Source organism: Vulcanisaeta souniana JCM 11219, from assembly GCF_026000775.1.
GTDB classification, from domain to species: Archaea; Thermoproteota; Thermoprotei; order Thermoproteales; family Thermocladiaceae; genus Vulcanisaeta; species Vulcanisaeta souniana.
The window spans coordinates 1-16,259 of record NZ_AP026830.1; the positions used below are offsets into that span (position 1 = coordinate 1).

The following is a 16,259-nucleotide window of genomic DNA, read 5'->3' on the forward strand; positions in this document are numbered from 1 at the left end:
ATGCCAAGGATCTTTAAGAACGAGGCTGCATTAACGCCAGAATACATACCAGGTAAGCTACCGCATAGGGAGGAACAACTAAAGCAGCTCGAGGCATATTTCAGTGGCTTTCTCGAAAACCCAGGCTCCATGTACCCTAAGGTTATATTGATCGGTAGGCCGGGTAGTGGTAAGACCGTGACGAGTAGGAAGTTTGGTAACCACGCGATGAAGTTGAGTAATATGGTTAGGTATGTACATGTGTCCTGCTTCCTCAATAGAACACTGAGTTCGGTGCTAAAGGACATTGGCGTTCAACTGAATATAGCAATACCGAAGAGGGGTTACTCGACGGAGGAACTGCTTAAGATGCTCCTGGACATGGTTAGGGAGAAGAACATCTACGCCATTGTAGCCCTTGATGACGTATTCCACTTAGTTAATAACAGTGGCCCTCATGCACTGGGTACGTTAATAAGGCTTGGTGAGGAATACGTAAGTAGAGGCGACAAGTATAGGTTTGGCATAATACTCATAAGCCAGGACCTATCCTTCAGAGATCAACTTGATAGGAGCTCGCAGAGTTCCCTTGGTAATACCGTTATTAGATTTGAGCCGTACACCAAGGATCAAATCTTTGAGATACTACTTGTAAGGGCCCAGGAAGCCTTAATAGATGATGCATATGATGAGGAGATCCTGGAAATGATAGCGGATGTCGCCGGTATAGATGAGAAGGTTCTTGATGATCATAGGGGTGATGCTAGATATGCCATTGACATACTATGGAGGGCATCAAAGCTCGCAGAGATAAAGGGCGCAGATAGGATTTTACCCGAGCACGTCAGGGAGGCCATAAAGAATACCCTTAGGGGCATTAGGAGCGATGAATTGAGGATGCTACCGCTTCATGAGAAGATATTCCTATTAGCCATAGTCAAGAGCCTCATGAAGAACCCAAACTCACCATACATACCATTTGGGATTGCCGAGGATGAGTATAAGATGCTCTGTGAGCAGTATAATGAAGAACCCAGGAAACACACACAACTATGGGAGTACCTAAGGGACCTAAATCTGAAGGGATTTGTGGAGACCAGGACGTCGAGCAAGGGCATGAGAGGTAGGACCACGCTTGTCTCAATACCTTCAGAACCGTTAATGACGCTTGACGAGGAACTAAGAAGGATAATAGAGGGTGAGTTGGGCACGTGACCATCGACTTCATAGAGGACATATTCTCCTCAAGGGTTAGGATAAGGATACTTAGGACGCTGATTAAGTATAAGGAGGTCAACATAACGAAATTATCAAGGGAGTTGGGGATTAACCATAAGGTCATTGAGTATCACATAGAGGCCCTCAAAAGGCTGGGTGTTGCTGAGGAGAAGAGGTTTGGTAGGATACGAATAATAAGGCTCAGTGAGAATGATCCAAGGGTACTAGCAATTGAAAGACTATTCACAGAGCTCGAGGGAAATAATGAAACTTAACCAGATTGCCTAACGAACTCCAGGACCCTCTTGGCAAGCTTATAATGCACATAATCAACCAATTGACCGTCAAGGTTTATCGCCCCACGGCCATCCCTAACCGCCTTCTCATAAGCCTCAACAATCCTCCTGGCCCAATTAACCTCCTCCTCACTTGGTGAAAAAACATCGTTAGCCACCAATACCTGACTTGGATGAATAACCTGCTTACCAACAAACCCAAGGGACTTAGCCTCCATACAGTCCATCCTGAAACCCTCCAAGTTCTTAATGTCGAAGTATACCCTGTCAATTGGATCAATGCCATAAGCTCTAGCTGCGGAAACAACGAAGGTCTTTATTACCTGGTTAGGCTCATAGGCCTTTAATGAACCACCCACAGAAAGTGCAAAGTCAGCAATGCCATATGACACTGCAGTGACGCCCTCGCTCCTAACTACGTCCTCGATCCTTAATAACCCCTTTGCAGTCTCTATAAGAGGTTCGATTTCCCTACCAGTAGCCTTATACACGAAACCAAGGTCAAACTCAGCCTTGGGAATCACAATGCACTTAACGGGGTCTATCCTATATACGGTATCAATATCCGCGTAAAAGAATGGGGTCCTTGGGTCATTAACTCTAACACAGAGTTCCTTACCATCCCAATCAAGTTGTGGTAATAATTCCCTTATTAATTTACGGGCAGTTTCCTTCTCGTCAACCGGGACTGCATCTTCAAGGTCAATAATCACAGAGTCAGGTCTCAATTCCAGTGCTGCCTTCCTTATCATGCGCTCATTATTACCTGGAACAAATAATTGAGACCTTCTGAGCATCACAGTGATTCCAGTTATTTTGACCTTTTAAATTAATTTTCTTGTAAGTACTTAAAATACCAATACGGCCCTACCTAGCACCTTCTGGTTTAATAAGTCATTATAAGCCTGATTAACATCCCTAAAGCTGTAGGTCTTGTAAATGGGCTTAACCACGCCCTTATGGAGAAGCTCAACAGTCTTAAGAATCTCGCCCCTTGTGTAAGCCGCTGAACCAATTATCCTATGTTCCCTCATTACAGTGAGTGCAGGCCTTGCGAGCCTAATCTCCTCACCCTCAGTATTGCCAATGAGAATCAACGTACCCTCACGCCTCAGTGTCTTGAGGCTCTCATTTATAGTAGCGGCGCCAACGTTCTCAAGCACCACATCAACATCCCTAACCTTCCTAGAGAACTCCCTATCCGTAATGGTTTCATCGGAGAACTTAGCAACAAGGTCCGCCTTACCTGGTGATGTTATCGATATTACGTATGCACCAAGACTCTTTAAATATTGGATTGTGTGCATGCCGACTCCACCTCCGGCTCCAGTCACCAGGACTCTAGTGCCCGGGCCAACATTGCCAAGCTTGCTGGCATGGATCGCCGTGGCCAATGGGCATACGGCAGCCGCATATTTAATATAATCACTATCCGGTAGTTCAAATACATTATTCTTCGGTGCAATTACGGCCTCGGCGTATCCACCGGGCCTGTTCTCGCCAAAGAACTGAAGGTTTAGGCATAGGTTGTCCTTGCCAGCCCTGCAGTAGGGACACGTACCATCAACAATGGCGCCGAATATACCAACAGCCCTTCCATCAACTTCTCCATATATTTCATGTCCAAGAATCAGGGGAGGTTTTAGGTTCCTAAACCCACCCTTCCAAATAACCAAGTCGCGCCCGCAAATACCCTCGGCTCTTACCCTAACAACAACGTCATTAGGACTTGGGTCGCCTATATCAAACTCCTCAATATTGAAGGGCTTATTGAACTCCCTTAAAACCGCGGCTAGTACACGCATTAAAGTCCATCGGTAATAATATGATTTTAAGGTAACTAGTAAATATTTTATTTATCAATAAGCCATTCAATACTGTATTAGGTTTACCATTGCTAATGGGATAACAATGCTTAATTTCCCCAGGTGTTTTTACCAGGTGTGGATACGTGCGTAGTATTGCCAACAATAAATGAGGCTGAGAATTTGAAGGTTCTCCTGCCTAGATTGAATGATGTATTGACTGGCTATGATTGGTTCATGGTTGTTGTTGATGATGGTAGTACTGATGGAACGCAGGATATTGTCAATGACTTCGCGGGATCAACAGGCAGGGTTAAATTAATAGAAAGGGGGACAAGGCTTGGGTTGGGTAGCGCAATAAAAACTGGCATTAGGGCGTGTATGGACATGGGCGCCAAATCCATAGTGGTGATGGATGCCGACCTACAGCACCCGCCTGAGGTTGTTCCCAATTTAGTGAAGTCTGTGCTTGGTGGCGTTGATCTGGCAATAGCCAGTAGGTATGTTAGGGGCGGTGGGATAATTGGCTGGTCATTAAAGAGATTTATAATCAGTAAGGGGGCTACGTATTTGGCCAGGTTACTAATGCCTTGGACGCGAAGTATTAAGGACCCAATAAGTGGCTTTTTTGCCGTTAATGCTGATAAGTTGAAAGGCATAATCGACCTACTGAGCGATTCCTCTGGCTATAAATTGATCCTTGAAATACTGACACTAATGCATAGTAAGTATGGCGATTCGCTTAGGGTTATTGAAGTACCGTATACCTTCAGGAATAGGGTCTACGGTACAAGTAAGCTGGGTACCAATGAATTGGCTAACTATGCAATGTTGGTACTCAAGCTTAGTAATTATTCCGTGCTTAAATACTTGGTGGCTTTACTTATTGGTTCTTTCGTTGGGTACTTGGTATTCAATTTCTCGGTAAGTCTCGGTACACTCCTCAGCAATCTACTATCAATAGAATCATCCCTAATTACGGTTATAACAATATACCAACTACTAATGTGGGGTAAACCAAGGCCGCAATACTACGCCAGTTATCACTTGGTTAAGTATTTTGCCATACTCATTAAACTACTGCTTTACGCAGTGGCCCTACCTGCGTTTGTCGTACTTATTATATCGGGGATCACCCAATTATTAATTACACTTAGGGTGATACCAATTAACCCAGGCATTGTTCACGTGTCATGATCACGAAAAACCTTTATTATCTAGGTTCCCATTACCGTGAATGCTAATACTGCTTACGACAGTCCCAGGCATTGAGGATCTCGTCATTGAGGAGATCAAGGAACGCTTCGGTAATAGGGTAATTAGCGCGGAGGTATTCGGAAGCTCCAGGGTTACAGGCAAGGTGCTTGTTAATATCAATGACGTAAGTACCAATGACCTAAGGCAATTAAGGACTGTTGAGCACATTATCCTGGTTCTAGATAGTGGGATCACCAGTAAGGACATCAATGGCCTAAGGAAATGCATTTGGAACCTGAACCTTGATGGACTACCTAATTACTACACGCCCAACACAACAATTGGCGTCACGGTGGATAGGACGGGGACCCATGACTACAAGAGCCCAGAGACGGCGGCATTACTTGGCGAGAGAATTTCAGAATTCCTACTGAGTAAGGGAATTAAGCCCATATTCAATCTTGATAACGCCGATTTAATCCTAAGGCTAATCATTGAACAGGATAAGTGCATACTTGGATTGTCAATGACCCGTAGAACGCTTAAGGATAGACCATATAGGGTGTTCAATCACCCAGCATCAATAAACCCAATACTAGCCAACGCCATGCTAAGAACACTAGGTCCCAATTCACTATCTAGGGTATGCGACGTAACGTGTGGAAGCGGGACAATAGTAATTGAGGGAGCTCTAACGAGGCAGGACTTATCCTTCCTTTGCGCCGACATTGATTATAGTTATGTTAACGGCGCGATCATGAATGCCAGGAATGCCGGCGTCGATGCATTAATAGATTTCGTGGTTATGGACTCCACGAGACCCGCCCTTAGGGAACATGCATGCCATAATGCAGTGTTTAATCCACCCTTTGGCATTCGTATTGAACCCATGGAGGGAATAGCAAGCTTTTATGACTCGTTATTTAATTCACTTAATCACATTCTCAGGAATGGGTCCAGCTTTGTTCTGATCACGGTTAGGAAATCAATAGTGAGGAGGTTGGTTAAGAGGTATGGGTTTAGGTTGATCAACGAGAGGGTTGTTGAGCAGGGTGGTATTTGGAGTTCGATATTTAAGGTTGTTAAGGAATAAAGAAGATACTAATTTTTAAGGGATAATTCTACTGGGCCTTTGGTATAAACGATCTCTGGTCCTCGTTTGGGAACAACCTATCAAGTACCTTTCTAGGCACCTTATACACCCTGAGAGCCACCTCTTTGATTAACTTATCATGAGGTGCGCACTTGGTTAGGTTAAGCCTTAGGCAGTGGGTGTACTTCATTATCTTCTTCTCCTCTATCTTCTTGATATTACCCAGGGCAATGTCCTCGGCTACCCTGAAAGCCACGTAAAACCTGACATAACTCATGAACCTAGGGGCGAGGTCGGGAAACACCATGCTTAATGCCCTATATACTCCAATGAAGTCCTCCTCAGGGAAGAACCTCATTATGGTCCCGGTGAATACGTACCTCAATAGCCTGAAGCCTCTCTCCTCAATACCCGGTCCCAACGCTTCATTATCAAGCAATTTCTTGACCTGCTCAGCATCATCATTACTCAACTGGAAATTCCTTCCCTTGAGGAAGTTGTATATTTCGTCGCATGTTATTTCCACATTAAAAATGCCCTTGAAGGCACTCGCCAACTCGCCGTCTAGTATGCCGAGCCCATACTTACCAACTATGTATATGGTGGCTATTTCCTTATCGTAAATCCTAACCTTACTTAAGCCCCTGAACGGCTCAACACCCTTCTGCTTATAAACAATGTACACCAACTCCTCAAGCTGATTCCTAGTACTAACCTCATTCTTCATTATCTTGCTCCATATCTCCGTGGCAGCCTCAATGCGGTTTTTATACAGCTGTCTGGCATCTAAGCCATTACTCATTTAGCAATTCACCTATCCCAAGCAATCAAAAATCCAGTGCCTTATAACCCTTGTGCTTCAAGGCGAAATACCTAATACCTAGGCCTCGGCCTTAACCTGTCCCGATTGCTTTGGGAAGGACACTATGCGTGTTGGTAATGGTAACTTAGCCGCCGCCCTCCTGAGCGCCTCCTTTGCATGGGCCAGGTTCTTACCCTCAACCTCCACATGCATAATCACAGTACCCGGCTTAAGCACTCTAACAGCCCTACCAGAGGGAACGCCAAAGGACAGTCTCATACCCTGCTGAAGACGATCAGCACCGGCCATAGCTAACATCTTGTTCTCCCTAATCACGTTAAACGGGTAAACACTTATCTTAAGGTAGAAGTTCGGGTCAGTGACGTACTTAGACAGGTACTTATACGCCATCTGCCTAGCCGCCTCAAGGGCATTGGCCCTTATCTGACCAACCTCCTCAGTAACAAGCTCAACCACATGATCAAACCTAGCCCTCTCCCTGGGCTTCGTATTACCAAGCTCAAACCTAGGTATTTGAACATAGGGAGCACCGGCAATATACTCAGTCCTAGTATATGGTCTCTTCAACCTCCTATAACAACGCGCAGGTCTAAGTGGCATTAAGGCACTGATGAACTCTATGGGTATTTAAACACTACGCCCATTAAATCCTACTAATCCTCAACGAACCAACATACCTCTTAATCCACAGGACCAATTCCTCATACGTCCTCTCATCATCCCTCGTAAGCCTAACGATACCATCACCGTCAATGAGAACCAGGTTCCTCTCAATCATCCAATTAAGGTACCTCTCCAACTTGTCATACGATAATCCACAGACCGTGGCTAACCTAGTCCTCTTCATAGGCCCATTACTAACCAAGGCCTCAATAATGCGTGCCAATACGTACAGACCAGGCCTGGATTCCCTGGAGCTCATGGTAGAGCCACCTGAGCTTAATAATTAAGCCACCGAGAGACCACGGTTTCTTAACATCATTGACCAAGCCATCCCACTCAAGGGCTAATGTAATGGTGATAGTAATGACCACAGCAATGATCGTGAAAACCACATAGGTGCTTCCGCATAACCAAGGAATACGGTAATCCAGGACGTAATAAATAACGCGATTGTGAGAAGGAGTATGGCAAGAGCCAGTAGTTCATTACTTGGTGTCTCTTTGTGATTGTACCCTGATTATTGCCTCTGCAATATCACCGTTTGTCTCCTTCAAAGCCTTAATGGCCTCTTCTCTTGTGCACCCAGTTTCTTCCATAACGAGTTTAATATCGTCCTCGCTAGGTTCGTATTGTTGTGGTGTCTTAGCCACCGTGGGTTGCTGCGTTTGTTGCATTATTAATGACGACCTCTGTTGTGGTGTTGTGGATTGTGGCTTTACCACCTTAGTCTCCGCATCAACCGCCTGTACCTGGTATATGGATAACCCCTGCATTTTCATTCTAGCCACCACGGGCTTATTGATCTCTATTGTGGAACCATCACCCAGGTAAATAACCACCTTGGTAACATTACTAACCTCCTCAAGGTTCAGATCCTGAATGCCCAATCGCTTAAGCAATCTCTTTACCTCCCTTGAGTTTAACCCCACGTATTATGCAACACGTAGCATTATTTAAAACAATTTCTTCCCTGCATAAGGAGAAGCGAATTTAACTTTCCATGGTACTCTACTTTCATCAGCCTTGGCATATTGTTCCTAGCATTGGTTCTATTGTTGGTGATGAGCATCCGTAATCAAGTACGTGGGTTGGGAAGTACTGGATTACGTAATATATGGAACCACTGCCTATGAGGTGGTCCAGGTACCCGCCATACTCCAACTGGAAGATCGTGCAAGCTGGGCACTCTGGGTCTAGGTATTCGATAACAGTCACATTTGCATTTGAGTTACCAATACCCAAACCGCTCGATGACAGTTCATTAATAAAGGCCACCTGGGTTGAGTTGGCCTTGAATCCATAACCGAGTTCATGGCCTTGGTAGGTGAATGTAGTTATGTTCCCAGCCTTACTGTAGTTAATTGCATAGAAGACCGATGGCGATGCACCAACTATTACATAAGTTATGTTATTCGCTCTATTAAAGACAATGAACAAGGGGGTACCAATATAATTACTCGGTATGTTTGATTCCATGTTTAATTCCATGGCTACAGTACCAAAATTACTCAACGCACTGGTGACGGTACTAACGAGACTCTGGTCACTCTCACTTACTGCGCAGTTAGCGTAATTGCTGACTAGGTACTGATACTGAGCTATGGGATACACTATATAATAAGTAATATTATTTGTATACTCATATTCATATAAGTAATTATATGCTATCTTATACGTATCATTTATAGCATTCAATGTAGCGTTACCACCATACTTATTATAAATACATTCTAAACCAAGCCAATTCTCAACACCCCTCTCAAATGCCAGTGTGATCATTGATGCTTGTGTGGACTGGGAAGACTGCGTTGCTCCCTGGTTGTTATTTGATGATGGTACTGTTAGCGTAGATGGCGATTTAAGGACTAGGAAGTAGACTAGTACGCCGACAAGCGCCACTGCAAGTACTACAACGGCTATTAGCAATACCCGATTCGTATTTTTGTTGCTCGACATAATCCATTGTTTTTGTATTGATTGGATTAAAAACCTTACTAACAAGTCCCTGGATTCCTTGGGAAAGACATAATAAGGGTGATGGTGGTAGTAGTGATTAATGGCTATTAGATTGAGGGTTAAGTTATTATCCAGCATGGGAAGGATCATGATAACGAAGGCGTTGGTGACCACGGGTTATGAAACCCGGGAACCGGAGATCCTAATACCGAGGAGTATTGCCGAGGACCTGGACCTACTGCCAAGGCTTCCCAGTGGTTCTGAGGTTAGGAATTATGTGTTGGCTGATGGTACTGTGACCAGGTTGATATTAGTACTCAATGCCGTGCAGGTCTGGATTATTGAGGACGATAGGGAGGTTGGTGGGGTTACGGCTCACGTAACTATTAGTGAACGGGCTGATGAGGCATTACTAAGTGATAAATTGGTTAGTAGGTTGGGTGTTGTTCTGCTGGATATTGGTGAAGGTACTTGGTGCTTTAGGGATGAATTAGGCAAAAATGTTAGGAGGAGTTTATAATGATTGTAGTGCAGTTTTTATGGTGTTTATGAATGTGTCGATTGATGGTTTGCCCTGGGTGAATCCTTGTCCGTAGGTTGTTGAGCCGCCGCCCTTACCATTGACGCCCGAGTTTATCTTAGTCATTAGTTCCCTAATGCTTATGCGCTTGGCGGTTTCAGGGCTTAGGTATATCATATACTCAGTTCCATTACTTACCCTGTTAATTATCAGTAGTACCGTGTTGGGTCTAGCGCCTAGGTATTCCTTGGCAAATTCCTGTATGTAATTCTTATCCTCATTCTCATACTCCATGTATGTAAAGCCAATGCCATTTGCCACAACCTCCCTACTTGCTGCATCGGCAATATCGCCCTTAACAGCCTTCTTGGTGAGAACCCTTATCCTACTCTTCATCTTGTTTGTTTCCTCAATCAATTCCTTAACGCCCTTAACAGCCTCCTCCCTACTCTTACCAATTAGTTCTGAAATACTGCTTATTGAGTCCTCAAGTGACTCAATATAATTGAGTGCATGTCTACCCGTGGTGAACATAAACCTAACAACACCCTCCTGAATCTTCTCAACCTTAACGATCTTAATCATACCAATCTCACCGGTGCTACCCACATGCATGCCGCCACAAGCCTCCACGTCGTATGGATTATCATCAGGCCCAACCTGGACAATCCTCAACTTAGCGCCTGGGACTGCACCGCCTTGGTATATGTAGACTCCAAACCTTGACTCAGCATCAGTCCTACCCAACCACCTAATAACCACAGGGTAGTTAGAGAGAACCATTTGGTTTGCCAATTCCTCAATCCTCCTAATCTCATCCCTACTGGGCAGTTTGTAGTGAGTAACGTCGAGTCTACTGAGGGGGACATTCTTCTCAGCACCAGACTGCCAAACATGCCTACCAAGTACACGCCTGATACTTTGGAGAAGTATATGCGTCGCTGTGTGCATCCTCATTAGGTCAAGCCTACGGGTAGAATCAATAACGCCCTCAATGGTTTCGCCCTCCATTGGTGGTTCGCCCTCAATGACATGCACAATCACAGGCCCAACCCTCTGAGCATCGATCACTCTAGCCTCACCCCTACTATGCCTAATAATGCCGTGATCAGCAACCTGCCCACCACTCTCCGGGTAAAAGGCCGTTTGATCAAGGACTACGTATTTACCTCTAATTACCCTAAGAACCTTTGCGCTGAATTGAAACAGCCTCATGTTCTCATAGAATAATTCCCTGGTCTGCTGTAGGTCTTGGACCTCCACGGGATTTACATCCACCTTAGGCTTCTCCTCACCAACCTGCCTCTGATACCTAGCGGCAAGCCTTGAGTAGAAATCATCAGGAACCACAACACTCAACCCAAGTCTTGATGTAACCTCACGCACTATCTCCGGTGGTAGACCCTGCGAATCATAGAGCGTCATGAGGTCATCAACCGTGAGCTCCCTCTTACCCGTCCTCCTCTCCCTATCCCTAACCACTCTATCAATTATACCTGGTGCTTGTCTAAGTAATTCCCTGAACTTCTTCTCCTCAAGATCAACAAGCTCAATAATCGTCTGCCTCTCCTCATAAACTTCCGGATAATCATCCCTGAGGAATTCAAGCTCCATACTCATTAATTCAGTGAGGGGCATTTCAATGCCAACCACGTACATGCTCCTCAGCATCCTCCTAAGCAATAACCTGCCCAGGTAACCGACCCCTGAATTACTTGGTATTGCGCCATCAGCCATCATCCATGATAGAGTCCTACCATGATCACCAAGCATGTAAAGGGTTTCCTGGGCCTTAAGTATGCTCCTGACCTCATTGACATCCATACCAACCTTACTGGATATATATTCATAGGCCTTCTCTATGCTCGTAACCTCGGGATCCAGTTGCCCAAAGTACGTAGCCATGTGCATCAACATTTCATCACTTGGTTTAGGAAGCCCAAGCCTACCCCTAAGTTTTTCAATAAACGTACCGAATACTGCATCATAGACAGTGGGCTTACCCGTGAGTAGCCAATAGATCCTCTCGAGACCGTAACCAGTGTCCACGATCTTCATGGGCATCTCCACATACTTACCATCAACAGTCCTATAATGCATGAAAACCAACGTAGCCACCTCCAGGCCGCCTACAAGAACCTCAAGGCACTCGCCCGCATTGCCACCGCCCTCCCAGATATTCTCCTTATACGTAATCTCATCATCCCTAAGGCCAAGTTCCCTAGTGAAGAATTCATGCGCATACTCAACGGTTTCATCAATCCAGTAAACGTGCTTATCAGGATAGTTAAAGGCATGGTGAGCCATCATCTCAAAACCAGTTAGGTGCCTACCGCTGCGGCCGACCTTGTCAATGTCCGTAAACCTAATGCTTGGTTGAGAAAGGGTCAGTGGGTTTGCTGGTGGTGGTACGATACCCTCGGTAACCCATGGCTGGAAATCATATATCGAGGCACCGACTAGGTAAACGTCGGTCCTCCAACGCGCAACCACAGGATACCTCTTAATCCTGGTGTGCCCATGCTTTTCAAAGAAGCCTAGGAACCTCTCCCTAACATCCCTAATGGACTCAGGCCTGAACTTACCTGGTGGATTGCCTATGAATAGGTATGGCGTGCATGGTTGGTCACCGCAGGTCTCTTGCTCCTTATTAAGCGTCCAAAAGTAATGCTTACAGTATGGGCATTGTTTCCTGTAGAATCCCGCCCTATCAAACAGCTTGGTTCTTAATTCCTCCATAACTTAACGATAATTAAAACCAGGATTCTTTTTATATTTTTGTTTCTGTCGCAATTAAAATTCACTATTTACGCTTTGTCTCAAGGTCGCGGAAGTACTTATACAGGCCATCAATGGCCATCTTGAATAGGTGGTAATGGGCCCTCATGCCCCTGAGCCTATCATAAACCCTCCTAAGGTCCTGGTCCCTCTCCACAAGCACCCTCTCGAGGTCATCAACGCTCAATCCCTCCCTAACAGCCTCCTCAGCAGCCCTACCCCAAGCATCCACCTGCCCAAGGTGCCTATTCAATAAGTCAGTGGCGTTGGGAACGAGCAAGTGATGCGTATAGGCTATGTACCTTGGATTCCTGGCAATTAGCTTCTTGATACTGTCAACGTATAGATCAAACCTAAGTGGTTCCATGGTGGTTGGTATTATGTAATCAAGATCCTTAATGTAAATACCAGCTGCGTCGCCAACAATAAGTATGTTCCAGGGCTCGACAATGAATGACTGGTGATGACTGGCATGACCCGGCGTATGCATTACCTCCACGGTAACGTCACCAATCGTAACCCTATCACCATCCCTAGTCTCCCTAGTGTTCCTACTAGGTATCTCAAGCGGTCTACCGTACAACTCGCCAAGCCAGCCCATGGCCTCCCTGGCAGGCGCCCAGATAATGTCTGGATTAGGCAGTACCTTAGAGCCCCTGGGATGAACGTAAACCTCAACGTTTGGGTTTAACATGGTTAATGAGCCGGTTCCGCCATAGTGATCAATGTGTACGTGGGTTATGAATGAATGAGTAACATTACCCGGTAGTCTCCTCAGGGCGTTCCTCAGGTCATTGCTAGATACTGCTGGTCCTCCCTCAAACACTATAATGCCCCCACCCGTATTTACTGCATACACGGATACTAGGTTACTGAATCCACCGGGCTCAAGGTCTATTTGATATACGTTACTCATTATTTCAGTTATCCGCACCATAGTGTATCTTAAATATATAGGTTAATAAGCTATACCAAGCTATATATCATTATTAATAACTATTAAGGAAAGACCCTTTGATTAGCCGCCAAATAGGCTTGAAAGTCCTGAGGCGATCTCCTCCTCACTCGGGCCCTCCTCCTTCTTCTCCTCAGCCTTCTTCTCCTCCGGTTTGGATTCCGCAGCCGCCTGGGTTGCCTCAGTCTTTGTCTGCTGAGCCTGCTGGACAACTTGCAAACCGAGCTCAGGCGCTTTGGGAGCTATTACCGAGGCAAGGGCGTTTGCCTCTGCTGCAGCCCTACTTATTATGTACTGAGCGGTCTCTGGTGTTACATACCTGGCATTTACGGCTAGGTTTATGGCCTCCATGTGTGCCTTCGCGATGGATACTCTGAGCACCTCCGGTGTTGGGTACGCCGTATTAACAGCTAGATTGAATGCGCCCCTGGCTGCATCCTCAATCATGGTCCTGTAGGCCTTCGTGTCAATCCTCAGTTCATCCGTGGTTATTACATACTTGCCCTTCATTATTGCAGCCTTTATGTTCAGTGTCTCGAATATTGGCTTAACATTCAATTTCTTCAGTATCTCAGCGGCATCCTCATTAATCTTATCACCCCTCTTGGCAACCACAGTATCCTTAACAATCCAAATCTTACCATCCTGGACCTTTATCGGAATCTTCAACTTACCGAACTTACTCATTATTGGGCCTGGGCCCATGTTGGTATTGCCAGCAGGAGCCACCAAGTCGAATGGCGCCACGTCACCTGGCATTGCCTCCCTCCTAACGCCAGTTCCCCAAATCCACTTAGCCAGTTCAAATGGGTTCTCGTTGGTGAATACCAGCAGGTTCTCGCCAGTAAATAACTTCTCAATATCCTCACTAACACTACCCATTAATTGCCTAAGCGCTATTAACACTAGGGTATTCTTAGCCTTAATGACCCTCGCACCCCTCCTCCTAAGCCAGAACCTATACTCCTGGAGAACCCTATTTGATGTTTCGTGGAGGTCTATCACGAATACAGTCTCATACTTACTAAATAACTCCTTCAATTCATTAATAATCCTAACCTTCTCCTCCGGATAGGGCTTTGTCCTAACGTATGTGCGCTTAAATACTGGTTGTGAAGCCATACTAGCAAGAACCGCCCAATGCATGACTTAATTAATTTTTCTTCCAATGAATAGCATGATAATACGACATACGTAAGTAGGCATTAACATTCACCAAGCAGCATGCTAGCCCTTAGGTTCAGGGGCAGGTTGAAGTGACATGAAAGGCAGGATAGGCTTGAGATTCACTATAATAAGGCTAGGAGGGCTTGGTACGCATACATACCCGTTGAGGCGGAGCATAACCTCGCAGGTAATGGTGATTTAAGGGCTTCAGTGGACTTGGACATGCTGACGGCTCCTTGCCCTTCAGGGCAGGGAGTAGGTCGTTATTTTAATTTACCCAACCTAGACCGCCAATAATGGATTAACGTAATTGGTTACATTAATACTGCGACTTCATGGGTTATTTAACTTGGTTGACTTTACTTAATTCCCGTAATATATAGATTAGCACCACTGACTCTTACGGGTTAGGCTAAGCCCGTCAACTTAACATCATCGTAGTATTATCAAGACCGGTTAAATGGTAGCGTCACTGATAACCTGGTTGCCCTGTACCGAGGGTTTATGTGGATACCTACTATTAACCACGTAATTAGCGCATTGGGTTTAATAACCATAGCCGCAACACCAACAGGCATCGACAATCGGAGGATTGGGCCGATGGACCACTTAATAACAGAACCCTTGCTTTTAATGCTCATTGCCACTTTAGTTAATTTTATTAGTTCATAAGTGGCAGTGTCTTTCCACCAACGGTATTGAAGGTAATACTTCCATTATTTAATGGCACTGTTTACCTTAGGGTTAGTGCAACCTAGCATCCTAGGTAAGAGGATTATTAAACGAAATGTTCAGAAACGCATAAGTCTCTCTGCGTTTTCATGCGCGATCTTTTCTTTATCCTTATCGCTTATTGGTAGTTGATTAAGGAATTGGACAGCTTCCTTCATAGATGAGTATGGGTAATCCGTAGAAAACATTATTCTTTCTGCCCCAACGTGCATATAAAGGTCAAGGAACGCGGGAATAAAGTTGAACCCACTTATCGTGTAGTTTACATTCTCCTTAAGATAAGCGCTAATGGGTTTTTCAAGACCTGTTAGCCTTGGAGGAAGTACTCTATCGAGTCTCTCCATAAAAAATGAAATTCCCTCTCCTAGGTGGCCTATTATGACCTGGAGTTTAGGATGCCTATCAAAAACTCCGGCAAGAATCATCCGCAGTACATGAACAGCAGTGTCAATGTGCCAACCAAAACCTGCTGTGGAAAAAATCATCGCGACCTCCTTCCTCAGTCCATTTTCATAGTAAGCTTCAAAGACAGGGACAGGAGGCATATTTGGGTGCAGATATATAGGAACCCCAAGATCCTCAGCTCCTTGTAACAAGGGCTCAAAAAATGGATCGTCAAGATACCTACCCTTATAGTTACCACTTATCATCGTGCCTTTAAAATTGTATTGCTTTACTGTCCTTTCAAGTTCGTCAACTGCCTTTTCTGGATCGTCAATTGGGAGCGCGGCAAAGGCGGCAAACCTTTCAGGATATTTCATTATTATATCTGCAATGTAGTCATTAACCTCCCTCGAAAAGGCTACGGCTTCTTCAATCTCTAATTGTTCCCTTCCTGGAGCTACGAGAGAGAGTACTTGCAGATCTACCCCTGCTTCGTTCATTTCAGAAATCCTAAGGGTCTCAATATCTAGTAGCCTCCTCTTAACACCAGGATCTTGAGCATAGCTAAATGAGGGGGGTACCATCTTGTATTTTTTAGTAATTTTATCTGGAACGGAAAAGTGCTCCTCAAGAGCGATAATTTTCTTAAAGTTGTTCCTCACAAATCTTTACAAACCGTTCTTGCATTTAAAA

At 45.0% G+C, this 16,259-nt stretch carries 18 protein-coding genes; 5 read left to right on the top strand and 13 right to left on the bottom strand.

Features of this window, described 5'->3' with window-relative positions; all coding sequences use genetic code 11:
* Together Vsou_RS00005 and Vsou_RS00010 are read left to right on the top strand one after the other, a co-directional pair.
* Positions 1-1,194 carry an ORC1-type DNA replication protein gene (locus Vsou_RS00005; protein ID WP_188603405.1) on the top strand — a complete coding sequence of 398 codons (1,194 nt, stop codon included), beginning with the start codon at positions 1-3 and terminating at the stop codon, positions 1,192-1,194.
* Entirely contained in the window at positions 1,191-1,472 is a 282-nt protein-coding gene (locus Vsou_RS00010; protein WP_188603406.1) for a winged helix-turn-helix domain-containing protein, read from the top strand. Before Vsou_RS00005 ends, Vsou_RS00010 begins: the two co-directional genes overlap by 4 nt.
* Here the strand turns inward: Vsou_RS00010 and Vsou_RS00015 are convergent.
* The gene (locus Vsou_RS00015) at positions 1,469-2,290 is read right to left on the bottom strand and encodes an HpcH/HpaI aldolase/citrate lyase family protein (RefSeq protein ID WP_188603527.1); all 822 of its coding nucleotides are present in this window, start codon (positions 2,288-2,290) and stop codon (positions 1,469-1,471) included. The genes Vsou_RS00010 and Vsou_RS00015 overlap by 4 nt on opposite strands.
* A 51-nt stretch (positions 2,291-2,341) precedes the next feature.
* A complete protein-coding gene (locus Vsou_RS00020) occupies positions 2,342-3,298 on the bottom strand; it encodes an alcohol dehydrogenase catalytic domain-containing protein (RefSeq protein ID WP_188603407.1) in 957 nt (318 codons plus the stop codon).
* 138 nt (positions 3,299-3,436) lie between these two features.
* Here Vsou_RS00020 and Vsou_RS00025 point away from each other — a divergent pair, with 138 nt between their 5' ends.
* Positions 3,437-4,495, top strand: a complete 1,059-nt coding sequence (locus Vsou_RS00025; protein WP_229709834.1) for a polyprenol monophosphomannose synthase — start codon at positions 3,437-3,439, stop codon at positions 4,493-4,495.
* Positions 4,496-4,535: 40 nt separating this feature from the next.
* Positions 4,536-5,588, top strand: a complete 1,053-nt coding sequence (locus tag Vsou_RS00030; protein WP_188603409.1) for a methyltransferase — start codon at positions 4,536-4,538, stop codon at positions 5,586-5,588.
* Between the two features lie 28 nt (positions 5,589-5,616).
* Here the strand turns inward: Vsou_RS00030 and Vsou_RS00035 are convergent, their stop codons facing one another.
* The 6 genes from Vsou_RS00035 to Vsou_RS00060 all read right to left on the bottom strand — a co-directional run bounded on the left by Vsou_RS00035 (position 5,617) and on the right by Vsou_RS00060 (position 9,030).
* Positions 5,617-6,390, bottom strand: a complete 774-nt coding sequence (locus Vsou_RS00035; protein ID WP_188603410.1) for a DUF2192 domain-containing protein — start codon at positions 6,388-6,390, stop codon at positions 5,617-5,619.
* A 78-nt stretch (positions 6,391-6,468) separates the two neighbouring features.
* The gene (locus Vsou_RS00040) at positions 6,469-7,011 is read right to left on the bottom strand and encodes a 50S ribosomal protein L16 (RefSeq protein ID WP_054844366.1); all 543 of its coding nucleotides are present in this window, start codon (positions 7,009-7,011) and stop codon (positions 6,469-6,471) included.
* A 43-nt stretch (positions 7,012-7,054) separates the two neighbouring features.
* On the bottom strand, positions 7,055-7,333 hold the full coding sequence (locus tag Vsou_RS00045; protein WP_188603411.1) for a winged helix-turn-helix domain-containing protein: 279 nt from the start codon (positions 7,331-7,333) through the stop codon (positions 7,055-7,057).
* The gene (locus Vsou_RS00050) at positions 7,281-7,466 is read right to left on the bottom strand and encodes a hypothetical protein (RefSeq protein WP_188603412.1); all 186 of its coding nucleotides are present in this window, start codon (positions 7,464-7,466) and stop codon (positions 7,281-7,283) included. The genes Vsou_RS00045 and Vsou_RS00050 overlap by 53 nt, the downstream gene beginning before the upstream one ends.
* Before the next feature lie 93 nt (positions 7,467-7,559).
* Complete coding sequence (locus Vsou_RS00055; RefSeq protein WP_188603413.1) at positions 7,560-8,003, bottom strand: nascent polypeptide-associated complex protein; 444 nt, start codon at positions 8,001-8,003, stop codon at positions 7,560-7,562.
* 88 nt (positions 8,004-8,091) lie between these two features.
* Entirely contained in the window at positions 8,092-9,030 is a 939-nt protein-coding gene (locus tag Vsou_RS00060) for a thioredoxin domain-containing protein (protein WP_188603414.1), read from the bottom strand.
* Between the two features lie 100 nt (positions 9,031-9,130).
* On the opposite strand from Vsou_RS00060, the gene Vsou_RS00065 reads away from it, so the two are divergent.
* Positions 9,131-9,550 (top strand): hypothetical protein, encoded by a 420-nt coding sequence (locus Vsou_RS00065; protein WP_188603415.1) that lies wholly within the window; start codon positions 9,131-9,133, stop codon positions 9,548-9,550.
* Here the strand turns inward: Vsou_RS00065 and alaS are convergent.
* The 5 genes from alaS to Vsou_RS00090 form a co-directional block, all read right to left on the bottom strand.
* The gene (gene alaS, locus Vsou_RS00070) at positions 9,545-12,289 is read right to left on the bottom strand and encodes an alanine--tRNA ligase (protein ID WP_188603416.1); all 2,745 of its coding nucleotides are present in this window, start codon (positions 12,287-12,289) and stop codon (positions 9,545-9,547) included. The two genes, Vsou_RS00065 and alaS, sit on opposite strands and share 6 nt — an antisense overlap.
* Positions 12,290-12,353: 64 nt before the next feature.
* Positions 12,354-13,265 (bottom strand): MBL fold metallo-hydrolase, encoded by a 912-nt coding sequence (locus Vsou_RS00075; RefSeq protein WP_188603417.1) that lies wholly within the window; start codon positions 13,263-13,265, stop codon positions 12,354-12,356.
* A gap of 81 nt (positions 13,266-13,346) precedes the next feature.
* Positions 13,347-14,405: a 50S ribosomal protein L10 gene (locus Vsou_RS00080; RefSeq protein WP_188603418.1), complete on the bottom strand. Its 1,059-nt coding sequence runs from the start codon at positions 14,403-14,405 to the stop codon at positions 13,347-13,349.
* A 491-nt stretch (positions 14,406-14,896) separates the two neighbouring features.
* Positions 14,897-15,091 carry a hypothetical protein gene (locus Vsou_RS00085; protein ID WP_188603419.1) on the bottom strand — a complete coding sequence of 65 codons (195 nt, stop codon included), beginning with the start codon at positions 15,089-15,091 and terminating at the stop codon, positions 14,897-14,899.
* A gap of 150 nt (positions 15,092-15,241) precedes the next feature.
* The gene (locus Vsou_RS00090) at positions 15,242-16,228 is read right to left on the bottom strand and encodes an amidohydrolase family protein (RefSeq protein WP_188603420.1); all 987 of its coding nucleotides are present in this window, start codon (positions 16,226-16,228) and stop codon (positions 15,242-15,244) included.
* Positions 16,229-16,259: the final 31 nt, after the last annotated feature.